The sequence below is a fragment of the Entomohabitans teleogrylli genome (genome assembly GCF_001484765.1).
GTDB lineage: Bacteria > Pseudomonadota > Gammaproteobacteria > Enterobacterales > Enterobacteriaceae > Entomohabitans > Entomohabitans teleogrylli.
This window is the reverse complement of the sequence record NZ_LLXO01000024.1, coordinates 42,075-62,449: the sequence shown is the minus strand read 5'-3', so window position 1 is coordinate 62,449 and position 20,375 is coordinate 42,075. Positions and strand designations below refer to the sequence as shown.

General features: G+C 56.1%; 22 protein-coding genes. 12 read left to right on the top strand and 10 right to left on the bottom strand.

Annotation, left to right across the window (positions count from 1 at the left end; all coding sequences use genetic code 11):
• Positions 1-35 precede the first annotated feature (35 nt).
• The 3 genes from secB to cysE all read left to right on the top strand — a co-directional run bounded on the left by secB (position 36) and on the right by cysE (position 2,416).
• Positions 36-503: a protein-export chaperone SecB gene (secB, locus tag AQ981_RS20870; RefSeq protein WP_058913688.1), complete on the top strand. Its 468-nt coding sequence runs from the start codon at positions 36-38 to the stop codon at positions 501-503.
• A complete protein-coding gene (gene gpsA, locus AQ981_RS20865) occupies positions 503-1,513 on the top strand; it encodes an NAD(P)H-dependent glycerol-3-phosphate dehydrogenase (protein ID WP_058913687.1) in 1,011 nt (336 codons plus the stop codon). Before secB ends, gpsA begins: the two co-directional genes overlap by 1 nt.
• A gap of 81 nt (positions 1,514-1,594) precedes the next feature.
• Complete coding sequence (gene cysE / locus AQ981_RS20860) at positions 1,595-2,416, top strand: serine O-acetyltransferase (RefSeq protein ID WP_058913686.1); 822 nt, start codon at positions 1,595-1,597, stop codon at positions 2,414-2,416.
• Positions 2,417-2,461: 45 nt separating this feature from the next.
• Here cysE and trmL read toward each other — a convergent pair whose 3' ends face one another.
• The 3 genes from trmL to cpxR form a co-directional block, all read right to left on the bottom strand.
• On the bottom strand, positions 2,462-2,935 hold the full coding sequence (gene trmL, locus AQ981_RS20855) for a tRNA (uridine(34)/cytosine(34)/5-carboxymethylaminomethyluridine(34)-2'-O)-methyltransferase TrmL (protein ID WP_058913685.1): 474 nt from the start codon (positions 2,933-2,935) through the stop codon (positions 2,462-2,464).
• Between the two features lie 111 nt (positions 2,936-3,046).
• Positions 3,047-4,423 carry an envelope stress sensor histidine kinase CpxA gene (gene cpxA, locus AQ981_RS20850; RefSeq protein ID WP_058913684.1) on the bottom strand — a complete coding sequence of 459 codons (1,377 nt, stop codon included), beginning with the start codon at positions 4,421-4,423 and terminating at the stop codon, positions 3,047-3,049.
• Positions 4,420-5,118, bottom strand: coding sequence for an envelope stress response regulator transcription factor CpxR (cpxR, locus tag AQ981_RS20845; RefSeq protein ID WP_058913683.1), 699 nt, complete (start codon positions 5,116-5,118; stop codon positions 4,420-4,422). The genes cpxA and cpxR overlap by 4 nt, the downstream gene beginning before the upstream one ends.
• A gap of 151 nt (positions 5,119-5,269) precedes the next feature.
• On the opposite strand from cpxR, the gene cpxP reads away from it, so the two are divergent.
• The 7 genes from cpxP to AQ981_RS20810 all read left to right on the top strand — a co-directional run bounded on the left by cpxP (position 5,270) and on the right by AQ981_RS20810 (position 12,445).
• On the top strand, positions 5,270-5,770 hold the full coding sequence (cpxP, locus tag AQ981_RS20840; protein WP_058913682.1) for a cell-envelope stress modulator CpxP: 501 nt from the start codon (positions 5,270-5,272) through the stop codon (positions 5,768-5,770).
• Between the two features lie 330 nt (positions 5,771-6,100).
• On the top strand, positions 6,101-6,985 hold the full coding sequence (fieF, locus tag AQ981_RS20835; RefSeq protein ID WP_058913681.1) for a CDF family cation-efflux transporter FieF: 885 nt from the start codon (positions 6,101-6,103) through the stop codon (positions 6,983-6,985).
• A gap of 204 nt (positions 6,986-7,189) precedes the next feature.
• A complete protein-coding gene (gene pfkA / locus AQ981_RS20830; protein ID WP_058913680.1) occupies positions 7,190-8,152 on the top strand; it encodes a 6-phosphofructokinase in 963 nt (320 codons plus the stop codon).
• Positions 8,153-8,378: 226 nt separating this feature from the next.
• A complete protein-coding gene (locus tag AQ981_RS20825) occupies positions 8,379-9,368 on the top strand; it encodes a sulfate ABC transporter substrate-binding protein (protein WP_058913679.1) in 990 nt (329 codons plus the stop codon).
• A 172-nt stretch (positions 9,369-9,540) separates the two neighbouring features.
• Positions 9,541-10,083 (top strand): metallophosphoesterase, encoded by a 543-nt coding sequence (locus tag AQ981_RS20820; protein WP_058913678.1) that lies wholly within the window; start codon positions 9,541-9,543, stop codon positions 10,081-10,083.
• Positions 10,084-10,191: 108 nt separating this feature from the next.
• Positions 10,192-10,953 carry a CDP-diacylglycerol diphosphatase gene (locus AQ981_RS20815; RefSeq protein WP_058913677.1) on the top strand — a complete coding sequence of 254 codons (762 nt, stop codon included), beginning with the start codon at positions 10,192-10,194 and terminating at the stop codon, positions 10,951-10,953.
• 187 nt (positions 10,954-11,140) lie between these two features.
• A complete protein-coding gene (locus AQ981_RS20810; RefSeq protein WP_058913676.1) occupies positions 11,141-12,445 on the top strand; it encodes an SLC13 family permease in 1,305 nt (434 codons plus the stop codon).
• 125 nt (positions 12,446-12,570) lie between these two features.
• Here AQ981_RS20810 and tpiA read toward each other — a convergent pair whose 3' ends face one another.
• Positions 12,571-13,338, bottom strand: a complete 768-nt coding sequence (gene tpiA / locus AQ981_RS20805) for a triose-phosphate isomerase (protein WP_058913675.1) — start codon at positions 13,336-13,338, stop codon at positions 12,571-12,573.
• Between the two features lie 102 nt (positions 13,339-13,440).
• Positions 13,441-13,983: a DUF1454 family protein gene (locus AQ981_RS20800; RefSeq protein WP_249226361.1), complete on the bottom strand. Its 543-nt coding sequence runs from the start codon at positions 13,981-13,983 to the stop codon at positions 13,441-13,443.
• Positions 13,984-14,154: 171 nt separating this feature from the next.
• Between AQ981_RS20800 and AQ981_RS20795 the strand changes: the two genes are divergently transcribed.
• On the top strand, positions 14,155-14,574 hold the full coding sequence (locus AQ981_RS20795) for a DUF805 domain-containing protein (protein ID WP_058913725.1): 420 nt from the start codon (positions 14,155-14,157) through the stop codon (positions 14,572-14,574).
• On the opposite strand, the gene fpr is transcribed toward AQ981_RS20795, so the two are convergent.
• From fpr to AQ981_RS20775, 4 genes are all read right to left on the bottom strand, one after another.
• Positions 14,575-15,321: a ferredoxin--NADP(+) reductase gene (fpr, locus tag AQ981_RS20790; protein WP_058913673.1), complete on the bottom strand. Its 747-nt coding sequence runs from the start codon at positions 15,319-15,321 to the stop codon at positions 14,575-14,577.
• A gap of 105 nt (positions 15,322-15,426) precedes the next feature.
• Complete coding sequence (glpX, locus tag AQ981_RS20785) at positions 15,427-16,437, bottom strand: class II fructose-bisphosphatase (RefSeq protein ID WP_058913672.1); 1,011 nt, start codon at positions 16,435-16,437, stop codon at positions 15,427-15,429.
• Between the two features lie 163 nt (positions 16,438-16,600).
• The gene (glpK, locus tag AQ981_RS20780; RefSeq protein ID WP_058913671.1) at positions 16,601-18,115 is read right to left on the bottom strand and encodes a glycerol kinase GlpK; all 1,515 of its coding nucleotides are present in this window, start codon (positions 18,113-18,115) and stop codon (positions 16,601-16,603) included.
• A gap of 20 nt (positions 18,116-18,135) precedes the next feature.
• Positions 18,136-18,978: an MIP/aquaporin family protein gene (locus AQ981_RS20775; protein ID WP_058913670.1), complete on the bottom strand. Its 843-nt coding sequence runs from the start codon at positions 18,976-18,978 to the stop codon at positions 18,136-18,138.
• Between the two features lie 424 nt (positions 18,979-19,402).
• Between AQ981_RS20775 and zapB the strand changes: the two genes are divergently transcribed.
• Complete coding sequence (gene zapB / locus AQ981_RS20770; RefSeq protein WP_161969182.1) at positions 19,403-19,648, top strand: septal ring assembly protein ZapB; 246 nt, start codon at positions 19,403-19,405, stop codon at positions 19,646-19,648.
• A 181-nt stretch (positions 19,649-19,829) separates the two neighbouring features.
• Here the strand turns inward: zapB and rraA are convergent, their stop codons facing one another.
• Positions 19,830-20,315, bottom strand: a complete 486-nt coding sequence (gene rraA / locus AQ981_RS20765; RefSeq protein ID WP_058913669.1) for a ribonuclease E activity regulator RraA — start codon at positions 20,313-20,315, stop codon at positions 19,830-19,832.
• Between the last annotated feature and the right edge of the window lie 60 nt (positions 20,316-20,375).

Here is a 20,375-nt window from a genome sequence, read left to right as displayed (position 1 = left end):
AACACTAAGGACTATTTACTTTAAAGGGTTGACCCATGTCAGAACAAAGCAACGTAGAAATGACTTTCCAGATTCAGCGCATCTATACCAAGGATATCTCCTTTGAAGCGCCGAACGCGCCGCAGATATTTCAGAAAGAGTGGCAGCCGGAAGTTAAACTGGACCTGGATACTGCTTCAAGCCAACTGGCGGAAGGGGTATACGAAGTCGTGCTGCGCGTGACCGTTACCGCGACGCTGGGTGAAGAAACCGGCTTCCTGTGCGAAGTACAGCAGGCGGGCATCTTCTCTATCGACGGTATTGAAGGGACCCAGATGGCCCATTGCCTGGGCGCTTACTGCCCGAACATCCTGTTCCCGTATGCCCGTGAATGCATCACCAGCCTGGTGTCCCGTGGTACTTTCCCGCAGTTGAACCTCGCACCGGTTAACTTCGACGCGCTGTTTATGAACTATCTGCAGCAGCAGGCTAACGAAGGTGCGCAAGACCATCAGGATGCCTGATGAACGCGATTAATGCTTCAATGACTGTTATCGGTGCCGGCTCTTACGGCACCGCTCTCGCTATCACGCTGGCGAGAAACGGCCACACGGTGGTGATGTGGGGCCACGATCCGCAGCATATCGCCACTCTGCAGGCGGATCGCTGTAACGCCGCTTTTCTTCCTGATGTTCCTTTCCCTGACACTTTACGCCTGGAAAGCGATCTGGCGACTGCGCTGGCGGCCAGTCGTAATATTCTGGTGGTGGTACCCAGCCATGTGTTTGGCGAAGTATTGCGCCAGATTAAGCCGCTGATGCGTCCGGATGCCCGGGTCGTCTGGGCGACCAAGGGTCTGGAGGCGGATACCGGACGTTTATTGCAGGATGTCGCTCGTGAAGCGCTGGGCGACGATATTCCGCTGGCGGTGATTTCCGGCCCGACATTTGCCAAAGAGCTGGCCTCCGGCCTGCCGACGGCGATTGCGCTGGCGTCTACCGACGACGTCTTTGCCGATGACCTCCAGCAACTGCTGCACTGCGGGAAGAGCTTCCGCGTATACAGTAATCCGGATTTTATCGGCGTGCAGTTAGGCGGCGCGGTGAAAAATGTCATCGCCATCGGCGCGGGCATGTCTGACGGTATCGGTTTTGGCGCCAATGCCAGAACGGCGCTGATTACCCGCGGTCTGGCGGAAATGACCCGTCTGGGCAGCGCGCTGGGCGCCGATCCGCAAACCTTTATGGGGATGGCGGGGCTGGGCGATCTGGTGCTGACCTGTACCGATAACCAGTCACGCAATCGCCGTTTTGGCATGATGCTTGGCCAGGGAATGGACGTGGACGGTGCGCAGCAGAAAATTGGTCAGGTGGTGGAAGGGTATCGCAATACCAAAGAAGTACGTGAATTAGCCGCACGTTACGGTGTCGAAATGCCAATAACCGAGGAAATTTATCAGGTATTATATTGCGGAAAAAATGCGCGCGAGGCAGCATTGACGCTATTAGGACGTACCCGCAAGGACGAAAGGTAAGCACTGTCGGAGCGTCCGTTATCACCTGTGTTGCGCCGGTAATCTGTGGATTACCGGCCGGTTTTTCTTCTGGAGAGAGCAATGTCGTGTGAAGAACTGGAAATTGTCTGGAACAATATTAAGGCCGAAGCCAGGGCGCTGGCGGACTGTGAACCCATGCTGGCCAGTTTTTATCACGCGACGCTGCTTAAGCACGAGAATCTCGGTAGCGCCCTGAGTTACATGCTGGCGAATAAACTGGCCTCGCCGATTATGCCGGCGATCGCCATTCGTGAAGTCGTGGAAGAAGCTTATGCCGCCGATCCGGAAATGATCGCCTCGGCGGCCTGCGATATTCAGGCGGTACGCACTCGTGATCCGGCGGTGGATAAGTATTCCACGCCGTTGTTGTATCTGAAGGGTTTCCATGCCTTGCAGGCTTATCGCATCGGCCACTGGCTGTGGCAGCAGGGGCGTCGGGCGCTGGCCATTTTCCTGCAGAACCAGGTGTCGGTTTCATTCCAGGTTGATATTCATCCGGCGGCGCGTATTGGACGCGGGATTATGCTCGATCATGCCACTGGCATCGTAATTGGTGAAACGGCGATTGTGGAGGATGATGTGTCCATCCTGCAGTCGGTGACCCTGGGCGGAACCGGTAAAACCAGTGGCGACCGCCATCCGAAGATCCGTGAAGGGGTGATGATTGGCGCCGGTGCGAAAATCCTTGGCAATATCGAGGTGGGTCGCGGGGCGAAAATCGGCGCCGGATCGGTGGTGCTACAGCCGGTACCGCCGCACACTACCGCCGCTGGCGTACCGGCGCGTATTGTCGGCAAGCCGGAAAGTGACAAGCCGGCCATCGATATGGATCAGCATTTCAATGGGATTCATCACGGCTTTGAATACGGCGATGGGATTTGATCTCGCGCTGTCTGCGCGACGATGTTCGTCGTCGCGCGCGTTTTTCTAACTACGCAGTATTGCGCCAGGGTAGCCCAACTGGCGCCACGCCTCATAAACCACAACCGACACCGCGTTAGACAAATTCATGCTGCGACTGTCCGGCATCATCGGGATGCGTATCTTCTGCTGCGCCGGCAGGGCGTCAAGGATAGCGGCAGGCAGGCCGCGCGTTTCCGGACCAAACAGCAAATAATCCCCCTCCTGATAGCTGACGGCGCTATGGGCCGGCGTACCTTTGGTGGTGAGGGCGAACAGACGCCCGGGGCGCTCTGCATCCAGAAAGGCCGCATAATCGTGATGCCGGGTAACGGCGGTGAACTCATGATAGTCCAGTCCGGCCCTGCGCAGGCGCTTGTCGTCCCAGGTAAATCCCATCGGCTCAATGATATGCAGGCGAAAACCGGTATTGGCGCACAGGCGAATGATATTACCGGTGTTGGGCGGAATTTCGGGTTCGAACAGGACAATATTTAACATGAATGCTCCCTTGTAAGGGGCGCAGGATAGCAAATTTTACGCCCGGGAGAGTATCAAAAAGAAGCCGGATAAACGCCTCGCGGGCGGCGCGTATCCGGCTGTGTACTGTTGCTATTTAGTACGGTGGTACAGCGGTAGCCAAAGCGTCAGCCGCAACCCGCCCAGCGGACTGTCGTCGGCCTTCACCCAGCCGCGATGCTGCTGGACGGCGGTTTCCACGATCGCCAGACCCAGGCCCGTGCCGCCGGATTCGCGATCGCGCGCCTCGTCAGTGCGGAAGAAGGGGCGGAAAATCTGCTCACGGTCTTCGGGACTGACGCCGGGACCGTCGTCATCGACGGTGATAGTGATCCCCTGGTTATCCACCGCAAAATTGACGGCAATCTGGGTGTGCGAGTAGCGCAGCGCATTGCGTACAATGTTTTCCAGCGCGCTTTCCAGCGAATTACGGTTACCGTACAGCGGCCAGGGGCCGGGTGGATAGGTGACTTCCAGGGTCTTGCCTTTTTGTTCCGCCTCAAACGCGGCGTTATCCAGCATTTCACTCCACAACTGATTAGCCTTCAGCGTTTCGCTGACCAACGCATTTTTCTGCTGATTACGTGACATGACCAGCAGATCGTTGATCATGCTGTCGAGGCGCTGGGCTTCAGTCTCAATGCGCGCCAGCTCTTTACTCTCCCCGCTGCGCCGTCGCAGCAGGGCGGTACCCAACTGGAGGCGGGTAAGCGGCGTACGCAGTTCGTGAGAGATATCAGACAGCAGGCGCTGCTGGCTGGTCATCATCCTTTCCAGCGCGGAGACCATCTGATTAAAACTGGAGCCTGCCGCCTGGAACTCCTGGGGGCCGGATTCCAGCTCCGGATGCTGCCGCAGGTTACCCTGCGCCACTTCGTCCGCCGCGTTTTTCAGTTTACGGGCCGGCTTCGCCAGGCTCCAGGCCAGCCACAGTAGCAGAGGGGCGCTGACCAGCATGGTGAAGATAAGTAACAGCAGCGGGCGGTCGAACAGTAGATTGATAAAATCAGACTGAGAGGTGCTCGCCGGGCGAATCAAATACAACTGGTAGTTATCTTCGCCATCGCGGACCGCAAAGGGCCCGACCAACTCCAGTCGGCCATATTTTTTCTTTTGCGGATGATCGGCGTTATCTGACTGACCGATAAAGTTACGGATGATCTGCATTTCATTGCGCTGGGCGCCGATCACTCGTCCTTCGCTGGTCACCAGCAACAGCCGCTGCCCGGGGGGCGCCCATTTGTCGATAGCGCGAAACAGACGCCGCCACCACATCAGATCGTTGGGCGGATCGTTAGCCAGTTCGGCTTCGACATGCTGTTCGAGCATCACGCCCTGACGTTGCTCGCTTTCCAGCAGCTCGGTCATCTGGCGTGAGTCGAGTTTGGGTAACATCAGTACCAGCATTAACACCAGCGCCAGCGTGAGCCAGAAGATGGCGAAAATGCGGGCGGTAAGGCTACTTATCATGAAGCGGAGACCATCAGATATCCGCGTCCACGCAATGTTTTAAACCACGGCTGCCCGTCTTTCCTTTCCGGTAATTTGCGGCGCAGGTTCGAAATGTGCATGTCGATGGCTCTGTCGAACGGCGTCAGGCGTTTGCCAAGCACTTCCTGGCTCAGATGTTCGCGCGATACCACTTGCCCAAGATGCTGGGCCAGCAGATACAGCAGCGTAAACTCGGTACCCGTCAGTTCCAGCGGTTGACCGTCGAAGCTGGCCTCCTGGCGGCCTGGATTGAGATTCAGAGAGTCCACTTCCAGCACCGGTGAGCTGCTATCGTTATTCTGCTGCTGCTCGCTCCAGTGGGAACGGCGCAAAATAGCGCGAATACGGGCTACCAGCTCCCGATCGTTGAACGGTTTGGGTAAATAGTCATCCGCGCCCAGTTCCAGGCCCAGAACGCGATCCAGCTCGCTGCCCCGGGCGGTTAACATGATCACCGGAGTCTGATAGGTCTGACGTAATTCTTTTAACGTATCAATGCCATTTTTCTTCGGCATCATAATATCCAGTAGCAACAGGTCGATACTGTCATCCAGCCGATCGAGCGCCTGTTCTCCGTCATGCGCGACCACAACGTCGAATCCTTCCATGTCGAGCAGTTCCTTCAGCAGTGAAGTGAGCTCCCGGTCATCATCAACTAATAGGATTTTGTTCATTATTGCGTTACCTCCGAGGCAGAAATTACGTCATCCAGGTCGGCTAATCCATGACTTTACGTTGTTTTACACCCCCTGACGCATGTTTGCAGCCGAATTCGTAGACTGGCTCTCGTTGAATCGCAGCACACAAGTTTTCAGGAGTTAAGTGATGCGTAATGTTACCGCCGCCATTGTGGCATCGACGCTAGCGTTTGGCGCAATTGCCAGCCAGGCTGCTGACAGCATGACGGGCGTTAACTGGCATCAGACCGATGGAGCTGTACAGCAAGGCACTGCACAAAGCCATATGTTTGATGGCATCAGTTTAACTGAACAGCAGCGCCAGCAAATGCGGGATCTGATGCAACGAGCTCGACATGATAGTCCTTCTGTTAATGTTAGCGAACTTGAGCACATGCATCGCCTGATCATTGCAGATAAATTTGATGAAACCGCTATACGCGCTCAGGCAGAGAAAATAGCGCAGGAGCAGGTTGCCCGCCAGGTCGAAATGGCCCGGGTGCGCAATCAGATGTATCGCCTGCTAACGCCCGAGCAACAAGCGGTTTTAAAAGACAGACACCAGCAGCGTATGAATGAGCTACGTGAACTGGCGGATGTCCAGAGAGGATCATCGCTGCAGCTTATCAGCAGCAGTGGTAACCGTTGATGTGTAGCACCAGTAACCAGTAACAAACCCTGTTTTCCTTGCCATAGACACCATCCCTGTCTTCCCCCACATGATGTGGGGGTTTTTTTTATCTTCAGTTTTAATGATTTCCTTAAAAAACAGTTAATTACTCATTTTCGTGCCCGCCTGACTACGACGTCTCAGCCACGTTTACTGATTTATATGGACGTAATGTGGACGGCTTCCTGTCTCCGTTGAGATGCGCGAAGGGAAGCGTGGCCTGGCTTTTCCTGCTCGCGATGGCGAATTTTTGCCTAAAATCTGAATGGCTATCCGTTATACTTGCGCCGATTTATTTGCGGAGTGGTTATGGATCAACAATATGGGCGTTTAGTGAAGCGGGCTGCGGTCGCGGCCACCACGGTGGCGACTTTGCTGCTGCTGATAAAGATTTTTGCCTGGTGGCTGACCGGGTCGGTCAGTATTCTGGCGGCGCTGGTGGATTCCCTGGTGGATATTGCCGCCTCGCTGACCAATTTACTGGTGGTACGCTATTCCCTGCAGCCTGCCGATAAGGAACACGCGTTTGGTCATGGTAAAGCGGAATCGCTGGCCGCTCTGGCGCAGAGTATGTTTATTTCCGGCTCGGCGCTGTTCCTGTTTTTAACCAGCATTCAACATCTGGCGCGCCCGGAACCGATGAACCAACCGGGGGTGGGGATCATTGTTACTATTATTGCCTTGCTCAGTACGGTAGTTCTGGTAACGTTTCAGCGCTGGGTGGTCAGAAAAACACGTAGTCAGGCCGTCAGGGCGGATATGCTCCATTATCAGTCTGATGTTATGATGAACGGCGCCATTCTTATTGCTCTGGCGCTGTCGTGGTATGGGTGGCATCGGGCGGATTCGATATTTGCGCTCGGCATTGGCATCTATATTTTATATAGCGCGCTGCGTATGGCATATGAGGCCATACAGTCGTTACTCGACAGAGCGCTACCGGATGAAGAGCGTCAGGCGATAGTTGATATTGCCACTACCTGGCCGGGGGTATGCGGCGCGCACGATATCAGAACGCGGCAGTCAGGGCCGACCCGCTTTATTCAGATTCACCTGGAAATGGACGATGGTTTACCGCTTGTTCAGGCGCACCAGATTGCTGAACAGGTGGAGCAGGCGATCCTGCAACGTTTTCCCGGCTCGGATGTCATTATTCACCAGGATCCCAGCTCAGTGGTTCCGGAGCGACTATAAGAGCAGGCAGTAACCCGGTTTTTATGTTGTTCATGTGTCAGGAGCGTGGGCATTTTTTGTTTAAATATCCACCATATGGACTGACCTGAATCAATTCAGCACGAAGCTATTGATATACTATGGACAGCATAGTCGAAAGATCCGGTATCTCCGCGGCGGTTTCCGGCAACAGATTAATTTTGCATTCAAAGTTCAGAGGTAGTCATGATTAAGAAAATCGGTGTTTTGACGAGTGGTGGTGACGCGCCAGGCATGAACGCTGCGATTCGCGGCGTTGTGCGCGCTGCGCTGAGTGAAGGCCTGGAAGTGTGCGGTGTTTATGACGGCTACCTGGGGCTTTACGAAGATCGCATGGTCAACCTGGACCGCTACAGCGTATCCGACATGATTAACCGTGGTGGTACTTTCCTGGGATCGGCTCGTTTCCCGGAATTTCGCGAAGAACATATCCGCTCCGTTGCCATCGAGAACATGAAAAAGCGCGGCCTGGATGCGCTGGTGGTCATCGGCGGCGACGGTTCTTATCTCGGCGCCAAGCGTCTGACTGAAATGGGCTTTCCGTGCGTAGGGTTGCCAGGCACTATTGATAACGACATCAAGGGCACTGACTACACCATCGGTTACTTCACCGCGCTGGGTACCGTTGTTGAGGCGATTGACCGCCTGCGTGATACCTCCTCCTCTCACCAGCGTATCTCGATTGTGGAAGTGATGGGACGCTACTGCGGCGATCTGACCCTGGCGGCGGCGATTGCCGGCGGTTGTGAGTTCGTCGTGGTGCCGGAAGTGGAATTCAACCGTGACGACCTGGTGGCTGAAATTAAAGCCGGCATCGCGAAAGGGAAAAAGCACGCGATTGTGGCGATCACCGAACATGTGTGCGATGTGCACGAACTGTCGGATTTCATTGAGCGAGAAACCGGTCGTGAAACCCGCGCAACCGTTCTGGGGCATATTCAGCGCGGCGGCTCGCCAGTGCCTTATGACCGTATTCTGGCTTCCCGTATGGGAGCTTATGCCATTGAGCTTCTGCTGCAGGGTTATGGCGGCCGCTGCGTGGGTATCCAGAATGAAAAACTGGTTCATCACGACATTATTGATGCCATTGAGAACATGAAGCGCCCGTTTAAAGGCGACTGGCTGGATTGCGCGAAAAAGCTCTATTAATTCAGTTTGTTCAGTCACTAAGCCGGGGATTCCCCCGGCTTTTTTATGGCCGGAACAGGCCGGGCGACGTGGCGCGGCAGAGACCCCGGTATGGTCCGACGTCCCCCCTCTTACCCGGCGTGTCTATATTTGTTTTAGTTATAGCCAATTTTTTTTTATTCTTTAGTAATCGATTTAGTTTCTGGCAGGCTCAATTCATCACAACTTAATGAGAAGAGAGCGTGCGATGAAAAAGTGGCATATTGGGCTGGCGCTGTTACTGGCCTCGACGAGCGTTGTGGCAAAGGATATTCAGTTACTTAACGTCTCTTACGATCCAACGCGTGAGCTGTACGATCAATATAACAAAGCGTTCAGCGCTTACTGGAAGCAGGAAACCGGTGATAATGTCGTTATACGCCAGTCTCATGGTGGCTCCGGTAAGCAGGCGACCTCAGTGATTAATGGGATTGATGCGGATGTCGTCACCCTGGCGCTGGCGTATGATGTTGATGCGATCGCCGAGCGCGGGCGGATTGATAAAAACTGGATAACCCGCCTGCCGGATAACTCCGCGCCTTATACCTCCACCATTGTTTTCCTGGTACGTAAGGGAAACCCCAAACAGATTCATGACTGGAACGATCTGGTTAAGCCGGGCGTGTCGGTGATTACGCCAAATCCGAAGAGCTCCGGCGGCGCCCGCTGGAACTACCTTGCCGCCTGGGGTTATGCCCTGCACCATAATAACGGCGACCAGGCGAAGGCTCAGGAGTTTGTCAAAGCGCTGTTCAAGAATGTCGAGGTACTTGATTCCGGCGCCCGTGGTGCGACGAATACCTTTGTTGAGCGCGGTATTGGCGATGTGCTGATCGCCTGGGAAAACGAAGCGCTGCTGGCGACTAATGAACTGGGTAAAGATAAGTTTGAGATTGTCACCCCCAGCGAGTCGATCCTTGCAGAGCCGACGGTGGCGGTCGTGGATAAAGTCGTAGAGAAAAAGGATACCCGGTCCGTGGCGGAAGCCTACCTGAAATACCTTTATTCTGCGCAGGGCCAGGAGATTGCGGCGAAGAATTTCTATCGTCCGCGCGATCCGCAGGTGGCGGCTAAATATGCCGGCGAGTTCCCGAAACTGAAGCTGTTCACAATTGATGAAGTCTTCGGCGGCTGGACTAAGGCCCAGAAAGAGCACTTCTCTAACGGCGGTACTTTTGATGAGATCAGCAAGCGCTGATCTCGCTGGCGGCCCTGCGGGGCCGCTATGTCATGATTAACCCCGGTCGTTTTCCTGCCTGCCAGCCACTGATGGTTACTCCAAATTCACCTGCCGTCTGCGCAAAAAAACAGCATCCCCGGTCGCCGTGTGCAATAATCAGCCGTTAGTTTTTTGTACAGGCAGTAAGACGATGATTTTTTTCACTTCCGATACCCATTTTTGCCACTCCAGTATCATTAATTTGTGCGACCGTCCCTTCGAAAGCGTGCGCCATATGAATGACACGCTAATCCACAACTGGAATGCCTGTGTGACTCCGCAGGATGAGGTGTATATTCTCGGCGATTTTTTATTCCGCGGCACCGGCAAAGACGCTAACCAGATCCTGCGGCGCCTTAATGGCAGGAAATACCTGGTTCGCGGCAACCATGATAAATTTCTTGATGACCCCGATTTTGACGTCTCCGCCTTTGAGTGGGTGAAAGACTATTATGTGCTGGATTATCAGAAACAGAAGCTGGTGCTGTTTCACTATCCGATCCTTGAGTGGCAGGGTTTTTTCCGCGACGCCATCCACCTTTACGGCCACGTGCACAATGCCGGGAAAGATCCGCAGCAATTTCGGCGCCTGAGCGTGCTCGGGCCGCGGGCGATTAACGTTGGCGTGGATGTGAATGACTTCTTTCCCGTCAGTATGGCGCGGGTGTTGAAGAAGGCGCAGCGTCAGGGATGATATTGTCCGGCGCCTGGCAGGGCGCAGAAACGTAAAGCCGGCGCTGAGCCCTTGATTGTTCGCGGTTTTACGGTACCCTGCTGCCTTCGTCTACCGCGGGGCATCACTATGAGAACGGCATGGCGCGTCATTGTCACCATTATTATCATTCTCGCGCTGGCGGCAGCGGGGCTGTGGATTTGGTTGCGGTCAGGAAATCCGGATGCGCTGCGCCAGATCGTGCTTGAGCAGTGTGTGCCCCATCAGTTGCAGAGCGACACTCCCGATCCCTGCGCGGAGGTCAACCTGCGGGCTGGCTATGCGGTACTTAAAGATCGCAACGGGCCGCTACAGTATCTGTTGCTGCCAACCTGGAAAGTCAAGGGCATAGAAAGTCCGGCGCTGCTGAATCCACGCACCACCGATTTTTTCTGGCAGGCGTGGCAGGCGCGTCATTTCATGAGCGAGCGCCGTGGCGCACCGGTGCCGGATGATGTGGTATCGCTGGCGATTAATTCCCGTACCGGGCGTACCCAGAACCATTTCCATATTCATATTTCCTGCCTGCGGGCGGATATTCGCCAGTTGCTCAACGTCAATAGCGCGCGCATCAGCAGTCAGTGGCTGCCGCTGCCGGGACGTCTGCGCGATCACACTTACCTGGCGCGCCGGGTGACGCAGGCGGAACTGGCGCAGCGCAGCCCGTTCCTGATGCTGGCTGAAGAAGTCCCTGGCGCCCGCGAGCATATGGGGCGTTTCGGGATGGCAATGGCGCGCCAGGCGGACGGTTCGTTCGTTTTACTGGCGACAGAACGTAACCTGCTGAAGTTAAACCGTGCCTCTGCGGAAGAGCTTCAGGATCACGACTGTAAACTACTGGCGGCTCGCTGATCGCTGTCCCGGTGTTATATCGGGAAAAACGTCTGTCTTAGCGCTGCGCCGGATGCGACTGGCTGGCCGCGGTTCCGGGCGGTCAAATCGCTTTAAGCAATGGATGTCGCCTGAAAAGCCAACGTATTAACATTTACTTAACTTTATGCGCGCCGTAGACTGACCTGAAAAACAACAGGAGACAGGTATGTCGTTCTGGTTATCTCACCCGCTGTTTCTTCCTTCACTGATTGTACTGGCGACGGTTGTGCTCTGGGCAACGTCGCTGTTGCCGGAATTTATCACCGCGCTGCTGTTTTTCACGCTGGCGATGGTGACCGGCATTGCGCCGCCGGAAACCATTTTCGGCGGTTTCGCCTCATCGGCATTCTGGCTGGTGTTCAGTGGCTTTATTCTCGGCGTGGCGATCCGCAAGACAGGCCTTGCCGACCGCGTCGCCCGCGGGATTTCCGCCCGTTTAACCGATAGCTGGTGGCAGATGGTGGCGAGCGTGGTGCTGCTCAGCTATGCGCTGGCTTTTGTGATGCCTTCTAACATGGGGCGCATCGCGCTGCTGATGCCGATTGTGCTGGCGATGGCGCAGCGGGCGGGCATCGAAGAAGGGACCCGTAGCTGGTATGGACTGGCGCTGGCGGTAGGGTTCGGGACATTCCAGCTTTCTGCCACTATCCTGCCGGCGAATGTGCCAAACCTGGTGATGAGCGGCGCGGCGGAAGGGTCGTGGGGAATTCATCTTAACTATTTGCCCTACCTGCTGTTGCATACGCCGGTGCTGGGGATCGCCAAGAGCCTGATTCTTATTGTTCTGATCTGCCGTATGTTTCCCGGCAAACCCCGGCCCCCGCAGGATCTCACGCCGCTGCCGCCGATGAGCGGTGATGAAAAGCGCCTCGCATGGATGCTGGCGGTGGTGCTGGCGCTGTGGGTGAGCGGTAGCTGGCATGGTATCGGCCCGGCATGGGTAGGTCTGGCGGCAGCGGTCGTGACTTTGCTGCCGCGCGTCGGGTTTATCTCCGGGGAGGAGTTTGCCAGCGGCGTTAATATTCGCACCTGCATTTATGTGGCGGGGATCCTCGGTCTGGCGGGCACAGTCACCCAAACCGGGCTTGGCAAAGCGATGGGGGATATACTGCTTTCGGTGATGCCGCTGGACAGCGAACGACCGTTTACCAGCTTCACGGCTCTGGCGGCGATCACCACGGCAATGAACTTTATTATGACCGCTAATGGCGTACCGGCCCTGTATACCACTATGGCGGACAGTTTTTCACAGGCCAGCGGGTTCCCGCTGCTGTCGGTTATCATGATTCAGGTGTTGGGTTATTCAACCCCGCTGCTGCCGTATCAGGCGTCGCCGATTGTGGTAGCGATGGCGCTGGGCAAGGTGCCGCCCAGAGCGGGCGTGGCGCTATGTCTGGCGCTGGCGGTCATTACCTGGCTGGTACTACTGCCCCTCGACTATGGCTGGTTCCGCCTGCTTGGTCAGTTATAATGCGTTTTAATTTATTGTTTACCAAAAAAAACGGCCCGTCAGGGCCGTTTCTGATTGATGATGAACCTCATTTCGTTGCTGAACGTCCAGATATCGCCAGATAACGAAATAAGGAAAAGCGCCGCTTACGCTTTTTTCGCTTCCGCCGCGGCTTTCACGATAGTGGCAAAAGCGTCCGCTTTCAGGGACGCGCCGCCTACCAGCGCGCCGTCGATGTCCGGCTGGCCGAACAGCTCTGCGGCGTTAGAGGCATTTACGGAGCCGCCGTACTGAATGATCACCTGGCTGGCGACGTTGGCGTCGACTTTAGCGATATGGTCGCGGATAAATTTATGTACCGCCTGAGCCTGAGCCGGGGTCGCGGATTTGCCGGTGCCGATAGCCCATACCGGCTCATAGGCGATAACTACGCCTTCAAAAGCGCTGGCGCCCTGGGTTTTCAGTACTGCGTCAATCTGGCGGGCGCACACTTCTTCGGTTTTACCGGCTTCGTTTTCCGCTTCGGTTTCACCGATGCACAGTACCGGAATCAGGCCCTGCTCTTTCAGTACCGCGAATTTTTTAGCGATCAGCTCATCGGATTCGCCGTGGTAGGTGCGACGCTCAGAGTGGCCGATGATGATGTATTTGGCGCCGACATCTTTGAGCATTTCAGCGGAGATTTCACCGGTGTAAGCGCCGGACAGGTTCAGGTCAACGTCCTGGGCGCCCAGCTTGATGTGGCTGCCGGCCGCCGCCTGACGGGCCAGGTCTACATACATCAGCGGCGGGGCGATAGCTACATCGCAGCCCACGACGGCGGACAGCTCTTTACGCAGGTTAGCGACCAGCTCGTTAACCATGTGTTTGCTGCCGTTGAGTTTCCAGTTACCCATCACTAAAGGATGTCGCATTTTAATTCTCCACGCGGTAAGCAAATAAATACGCTGCCGGTCTGGGCAGCATGGTCTGTGAAACAGTATAGAGAGTCAGTCGCCGAAAGGCTTTGCTTTTTATCATTTATTACCGGCTTCCAGCGTCTCAGATAGCGTCAGCTTAATCGGTTCAACTGCGAAGGTCAGCCCTTTTTCGCCGTTATCCGCCACAACATAGCGTATCGCCCCGTCGTTTTGGGTGTAGTAGCGCTTGCTCTTGCCTGCTCCCAGCAGCGCGTTGAGTTTTTCCTGGCTTTGGGCCTGGGAGAGGGTGGGGGTAAACAGCTCGATTAGCGCAGCCATGTAATCCAGCGCTTTGGCCTTCGCGGCTTTTTGCTCCGGCCCCTGAATTGGTAACCAGGTGAGCTGGATACTTCTGATTTTCAGCGTGCCGCGTTCCAGGGCGGCAGAGGCATAGAGGTTTTCATTGATCTTGCTGGCCGCCCGGGTCAGGCTGGCTTTATCCGGGCTGGACTCAATGGCGCGAAACTCGTTAAGCGGCAGTGAGGGATTGGTCAGATTGAATTTTTCCCGAAACCCGCTGATCGACATATCGAAAGTGGGCGCGCCAGGCAGCAGATAGGGCGCTGTCGGCACCGGGGTTCCCGTTCCCTGAGCCGCCATGACGGGTGACAGCGGCAGTGTCAGGAGCACCAGCGCAGAAAGTGGTAATTTCATCAGTACGTGCTTCCGGTTACTCGTTTTCCTGTTGCGATTAAAACGGCATTCGACCAGCTTGTCAAAAATGGCGCCCGCCAGGGTACACTACGCCATCATCTTCTGTGGATAGCTTTTATGACCCTACAACAGTGGCTGTTTTCGTTCCGGGGGCGCATCGGGCGTCGGGATTTCTGGAGCTGGATTGTGGTATGGCTGGTGGCGATGGTGGTGCTTTTTACTCTTGCGGGTAACGACTGGCTGAATATGCAAACCGCGGCTTTTATGCTGGTATGCCTGCTGTGGCCGACGGCGGCGGTGGCGGTGAAACGCCTGCACGATCGCGGTAAGTCCGGCGCCTGGGCGCTGCTGATGATTCTGGCATGGATGCTGCTGGCCGGAAACTGGGACATGCTGGAAGGGGTCTGGCAGTGGGCGCTGGGCCGCTTTGTCCCGACGCTGATTCTGGTGATGATGTTGCTCGACCTGGGCGCGTTTGTCGGCACCCAGGGGGAGAATAAATACGGTAAGGAGACCAGCGCGGTGAAATACCGCTAATTACCAGTAGTTTTCGGCGGTGATATGGCCAGGCCGGCGGCGCAGGTGTTTAGCCATATGGCGATTTTCTTTCAACAACTGCTGCGTATCGCGCACCATCTGCGGATTGCCGCACAGCATCACATGGCTGTCCGCAGCGCTCATTGGTAGTCCCACGGCTTTTTCCAGCTCGCCGCTGTCGATCAACGCCGGAATTCGCCCGCTCAGCGCGCCAGGCGCCTTTTCCCGGCTCACCACGGTCTGAATGCGCAGTTTCCCGGCATAGCGCTCCGCCAGGCGGTGCATCAGCGGGAGATAGCTGAGATCGCTGGCATAGCGTACTGCGTGTACCAGCACCAGATGGTTAAAGCGCTCCAGGTCGAGACCCGCCTGCAGGATCGACAAATAAGGTCCCAGCGCGGTACCGGTAGCCAGCATCCACAGAGTGTCGCTGTCCGGGACTTCGTTAAGCACAAAGAAACCGGCGGCGTCATTGACCACCATCACCTCGTCGCCCGGTTGTAGAGCATGAAGCCGCGGGCTAAGCCTGCCGTCGGGTACGGTGACCAGGTAGAACTCCAGCCCGGGATTGCCCGGCGCGTTGACGTACGAATAGGCGCGCTGTACCCGTTCGCCGTCGATCTCCAGCGCCAGTTTTGTGAACTGGCCAGCGGTAAACGGCGCCACGGGGGCATTCACCGTCAGGGAAAAGAGCGTATCGGTCCAGTGCCGTATGCCGGTAACTTTGCCGGTGACCCAGTCCGCCATAGCAAGTCTCCTGTGCTGTTATTATGTCTGGTGCTATCTTCGCTGGCTGCAGTGAACATTTCCAGCCCGGCGGGGCTGGAAAGCTCGAACGGACAAATCAGCGGGTTACAGGATATGAGTCTGGACGTTGGCGTCTTTGCGGTCCAGGTAGTGAATGGATTTTATGCGCCGGATAGTCCGGGATTTACCGCGAATCAACAGCGTTTCCGTGGTCGCCATGTTGCCCTGGCGGCTGATGCCTTCCAGCAGATCGCCTTTGGTGATGCCGGTGGCGGAAAAAATCACATTATCGCTGCGCGCCATTTCGGACAGCGCCAGGACCTGGCCGGCCTGAATGCCCATCTCCGTACAGCGCGCCAGCTCCTGTTCGCCGAGACGGCGGTTCTCTTCGCTGTCGCCTTTTACCTGATGGCGGGCCAGCAGACGTCCCTGCATGTCGCCGTCCAGGGCGCGGATCACCGCGGCGGACACTACCCCTTCCGGGGCGCCGCCGATACCGTACAGGACATCCACTTCGCTGTCCGGCATACAGGTGAGGATCGACGCCGCGACATCGCCGTCAGGAATCGCGAATACCCGCACTCCCAACTTCTGCATTTGCGCAATCGCCGCGTCATGGCGCGGTTTAGCGAGGATCGTGACGGTCAGTTCCGATAGCGGTTTGGACAGCGCCGCCGCGATGCGCCGCAGGTTTTCTTCCAGCGGCAGATTCAGATCGATAACGCCCTTTGCGCCGGGGCCGACGATCAGTTTTTCCATATACATGTCGGGCGCATTGAGAAAGCAGCCTTTGTCACCCACCGCCAGCACGGCCAGCGCGTTCGCCTGACCCATCGCCGTCATGCGGGTACCCTCAATCGGGTCGACGGCGATATCCACCGCGTCGCCGTGACCGGTTCCGACTTTTTCGCCGATATACAGCATCGGCGCTTCATCGATCTCCCCTTCGCCGATGACAATCTGCCCGTCAATGTTGACCTGGTTGAGCATAATGCGCATGGCGTTAACGGCGGCGCCGTCGGCGGCATTTTTGTCGCCGCGGCCCAGCCATTTGTAGCCGGCGAGGGCGGCAGCTTCGGTCACGCGGGAAAATTCGATGGCAAGTTCTCGTCTCATAACACACTCGTTCAGGAAAGAAATTGCCAGCGAGTGTAGCACAGGGGCGCAGCGGGGAGATGTCCTTGCTGGTATTGTGGAGATAAAAGCCCCGCGTACGGGGCTGCTGAATGGGGGAGAAGGCCGGAACACGCCGTTTCCGGCCCTGGCTGGCGCGGGCTGTTTATTCCGTATCGTGCTCTTCCCAGGCCAGCGCGCGCTGTACGGCTTTTTTCCAGCCGCTGTAGCGGTAGTTGCGCTCCGTGGTTTCGATTCCCGGGCGGAATTCGCGTTCGATGGTTGCCTTTTCGCTGAGTTCATCGAGGTTCTGCCAGAAACCTACCGCCAGTCCGGCGAGATAGGCGGCGCCCAGTGCGGTAACTTCCCGGACTTCGGGCCGCTCCACCCGGGTACCGAGAATATCCGACTGGAACTGCATCAGGAAGTTGTTGGCCACTGCGCCGCCGTCGACCCGCAGCGCGTGCAGACGAATACCGGAGTCGGCCTGCATGGCTTCCAGCACATCACGGGTCTGGTAGGCAATAGACTCGAGGGTAGCGCGAATAATGTGGTTGGCGTTTACCCCACGGGTAAGACCGAAAATCGCCCCGCGGGCATAGGGATCCCAGTAGGGAGCGCCGAGGCCGGTGAAGGCCGGTACGACATACACACCGTTGGTGTCTTTCACTTTGGTAGCGAAGTATTCAGAATCGAAGGCATCGTTGATGAGCTTCATCTCATCGCGCAGCCACTGAATGGAAGCGCCTGCCATAAATACCGCTCCTTCCAGCGCGTAGTTCACCTCGCCGCGTGGGCCGCAGGCAATGGTGGTCAGCAGACCGTGGCTGGACGCCACCGCTTTTTCGCCGGTGTTCATCAGCATAAAGCAGCCGGTGCCGTAAGTGTTCTTGGCCATCCCTTCTTTGACACACAGCTGGCCAAACAGCGCCGCCTGCTGGTCTCCGGCGATGCCGGCGATAGGAATACGCGTACCGCCTTTGCCGCCGATATTGGTCTGGCCGTACACCTCGGAGGATTTCCGGACCTCCGGCAGCATGGCGCGCGGGACATCCAGCGCGTCGAGCATTTTGTCGTCCCAGTCGAGCTCGTGGATATTGAACAGCATGGTGCGGGAGGCGTTAGTATAGTCGGTGACGTGTACCCGGCCCTGGGTCATTCGCCAGATAAGCCAGGTATCCACGGTACCGAACAGCAGCTCGCCGCGCTTTGCTCGTTCACGAGCGCCTTCGACATGGTCGAGGATCCATTTGACTTTAGTACCGGAGAAATAGGGGTCGATCACCAGGCCGGTCGCGTGGCGGACGTACTCCTCCATGCCGTCGCGTTTGAGCTGCTCGCAAATCTCCGCGGTACGGCGGCACTGCCAGACAATCGCGTTATAGATGGGTTTGCCGGTCTCCCGCTCCCAGACGATGGTCGTTTCGCGCTGGTTGGTGATGCCGATAGCAGCAATCTGGTCGGAGCGAATGTCCGCTTTGGCCAGCACTTCGACCAGGGTGGAGCTCTGGGATGCCCAGATTTCCATGGGGTCGTGCTCTACCCAGCCTGGCTTAGGATAAATTTGCTCGAATTCGCGCTGGGAAACGCTGACGATATTGGCGTCGTGATCCATGACAACGGCGCGGGAACTGGTCGTGCCCTGATCGAGTGCAACAATGTATTGTTTTTCTGTAGTCATGATTTTGTCCTGAAAGTTGATTACAGCGATGCTTTATGTTGCGCCGTGGCGCTGTTGTTGTCCGGAACGCTGGCAGCGACTCCCGGCAGATGGCGGCCGATAAACTTACGGTAACCAAATGCCCCTAACGCTGCGCCAACGATGGGAGCGAACAACGGTACCAGAAAATAGGGAATCTGCTTCCCGCCGGTAAATGCCACTTCGCCCCAGCCCGCCAGCCAGGCAAATGTCTTCGGCCCCAGGTCACGGGCCGGGTTCATGGCGAAACCGGTCAGTGGTCCCATTGAGGCGCCGATCACTGCGATCAGTAATCCAATCAACAACGGTGCCAGTGGACCGCGAGGTATGCCGTTACCATCATCCGTCAACGCCATGATGACACCCATCAATACCGCCGTGATGACCACTTCGACCGCGAATGCCTGCGCAAAATTGATATGAGCATTCGGGTAGGTCGAGAAGATCCCGGCAAGGTCGATGCTTTCAACACTGCCGCGCACCATGTGATGAGTCTGCTCGTAGTCCAGGAAAAGATTGTAGTAAAGCCCGTAAACTAAAGCTGCGGCGCAGAACGCACCTGTGAACTGAGAAACGATAAAAGGGGCAACTTTGCGCCCTTCAAAGTTGGCAAACAGCCATAATGCCAGAGTCACTGCCGGATTGAGATGCGCCCCGGAGACGCCGGCGGTCAGGTAGATGGCCATCGCCACTCCTAACCCCCAGATGATACTGATTTCCCACTGGCCGAAGCTGGCGCCGGCAACTTTCAATGCCGCTACACAGCCAACGCCAAAAAAAATCAGTAATCCGGTGCCCATAAATTCGGCAATGCACTGGCCTTTCAAGCTAGATGTTTGACTCATAGTCGGGTCCTGAAGTCAAAATGAACGATTATTGTTTTGGCATCCCGGCCACCTTATGCCATGTAGGCATAGTGTTAATTTATCGTTAACGAGCAAAAACGAGAAATATCGAAATTGAAATGTGTGTGTTGCGTCAAAAAAGTGAGCGTTTTTGAGCAATAAGAGGCGCAGAAAAGAAACGTTACTGTGCGGTAGCGCACATTGATGTAACAAATGGTTTAACGTCACGGTCGTATCCCGACGCGCCGGGTTCAGCATAAGCCGAAAAGTGTCCAGAACCGCAAAGAGCAAGGTCTGGCGCTGGACACCGACTGCCGCGCTTCTTACAATCGAGGTACTGCGTAGTGCGCGCGTATTCATAAGGCGTCGCCGGTCATCGGGACGAGGATAGCTATCCATCAACGCCTTGCAATTCAGGAGAGGTATGACCATGTCATTTGAAGTGTTTGAAAAACTGGAAGCAAAAGTTCAGCAGGCGATTGATACCATCACTCTGTTACAGATGGAAATTGAAGAGCTGAAAGAGAAGAATAATAGCCTGGCGCAGGAAGTTCAGGCGTCCCAGGGCAACCACGAAGCGCTGGAGCGGGAAAACCAGCAGTTAAAAGAACAGCATCATGTCTGGCAGGAGCGTTTGCAGGCGCTGCTGGGCAAAATGGAAGAAGTGTAATTTACGCATTTCATCACAAAGCCTGAGCGCGTTACTTTTCGGGTTTTGTCAGTACCCTGAGGGCGCCGCTGGTGCCCTTTTTCGTATTCGGAAGCAGGCATACCGGTCATTCGGCATCGCCAGGGGCAGAAATGCTACAGGCGGGGAAATCCCGCCTGCCAGAAACTTACGCTGAAGTGCATTACTCAATATCGAGCGGATCTTCGGAGAGGATAATGCCGGTATTATCGGCATAGAGGTGATCGCCGGAGAAAAATGTCACGCCGCCAAAATTGACCCGGATATCGCTTTCGCCAATACCTTCGCCGGCGGCGCCGACCGGGATCGCGGCAATCGCCTGGATACCGATATCCAGTTCCTCCAGATCATCCACCTGGCGTACCGCGCCGTACACCACAATGCCTTCCCATTCATTCTGCACCGCCAGGCGCGCCAGATCGGCATCCACCAGCGCCCGGCGCACGGAACCACCGCCGTCTACCAGCAAAATGCGCCCGCGGCCGTTCTCTTCCAGCAGCTCATACAGCAGGCCGTTATCCTCGAAACATTTCACGGTGATGATTTGCCCGCCAAATGAGGACCGCCCGCCAAAGTTGGAGAACAGCGGTTCCACGACGTTGACATCTTCCTGGTAGATGTCGCAAAGCTCGGAGGTATCATATTTCATAGGATTTACGTTCCATTACCGCACGAGTTGTCAGTATATCGCGGAAAGCGAATTGTTGGC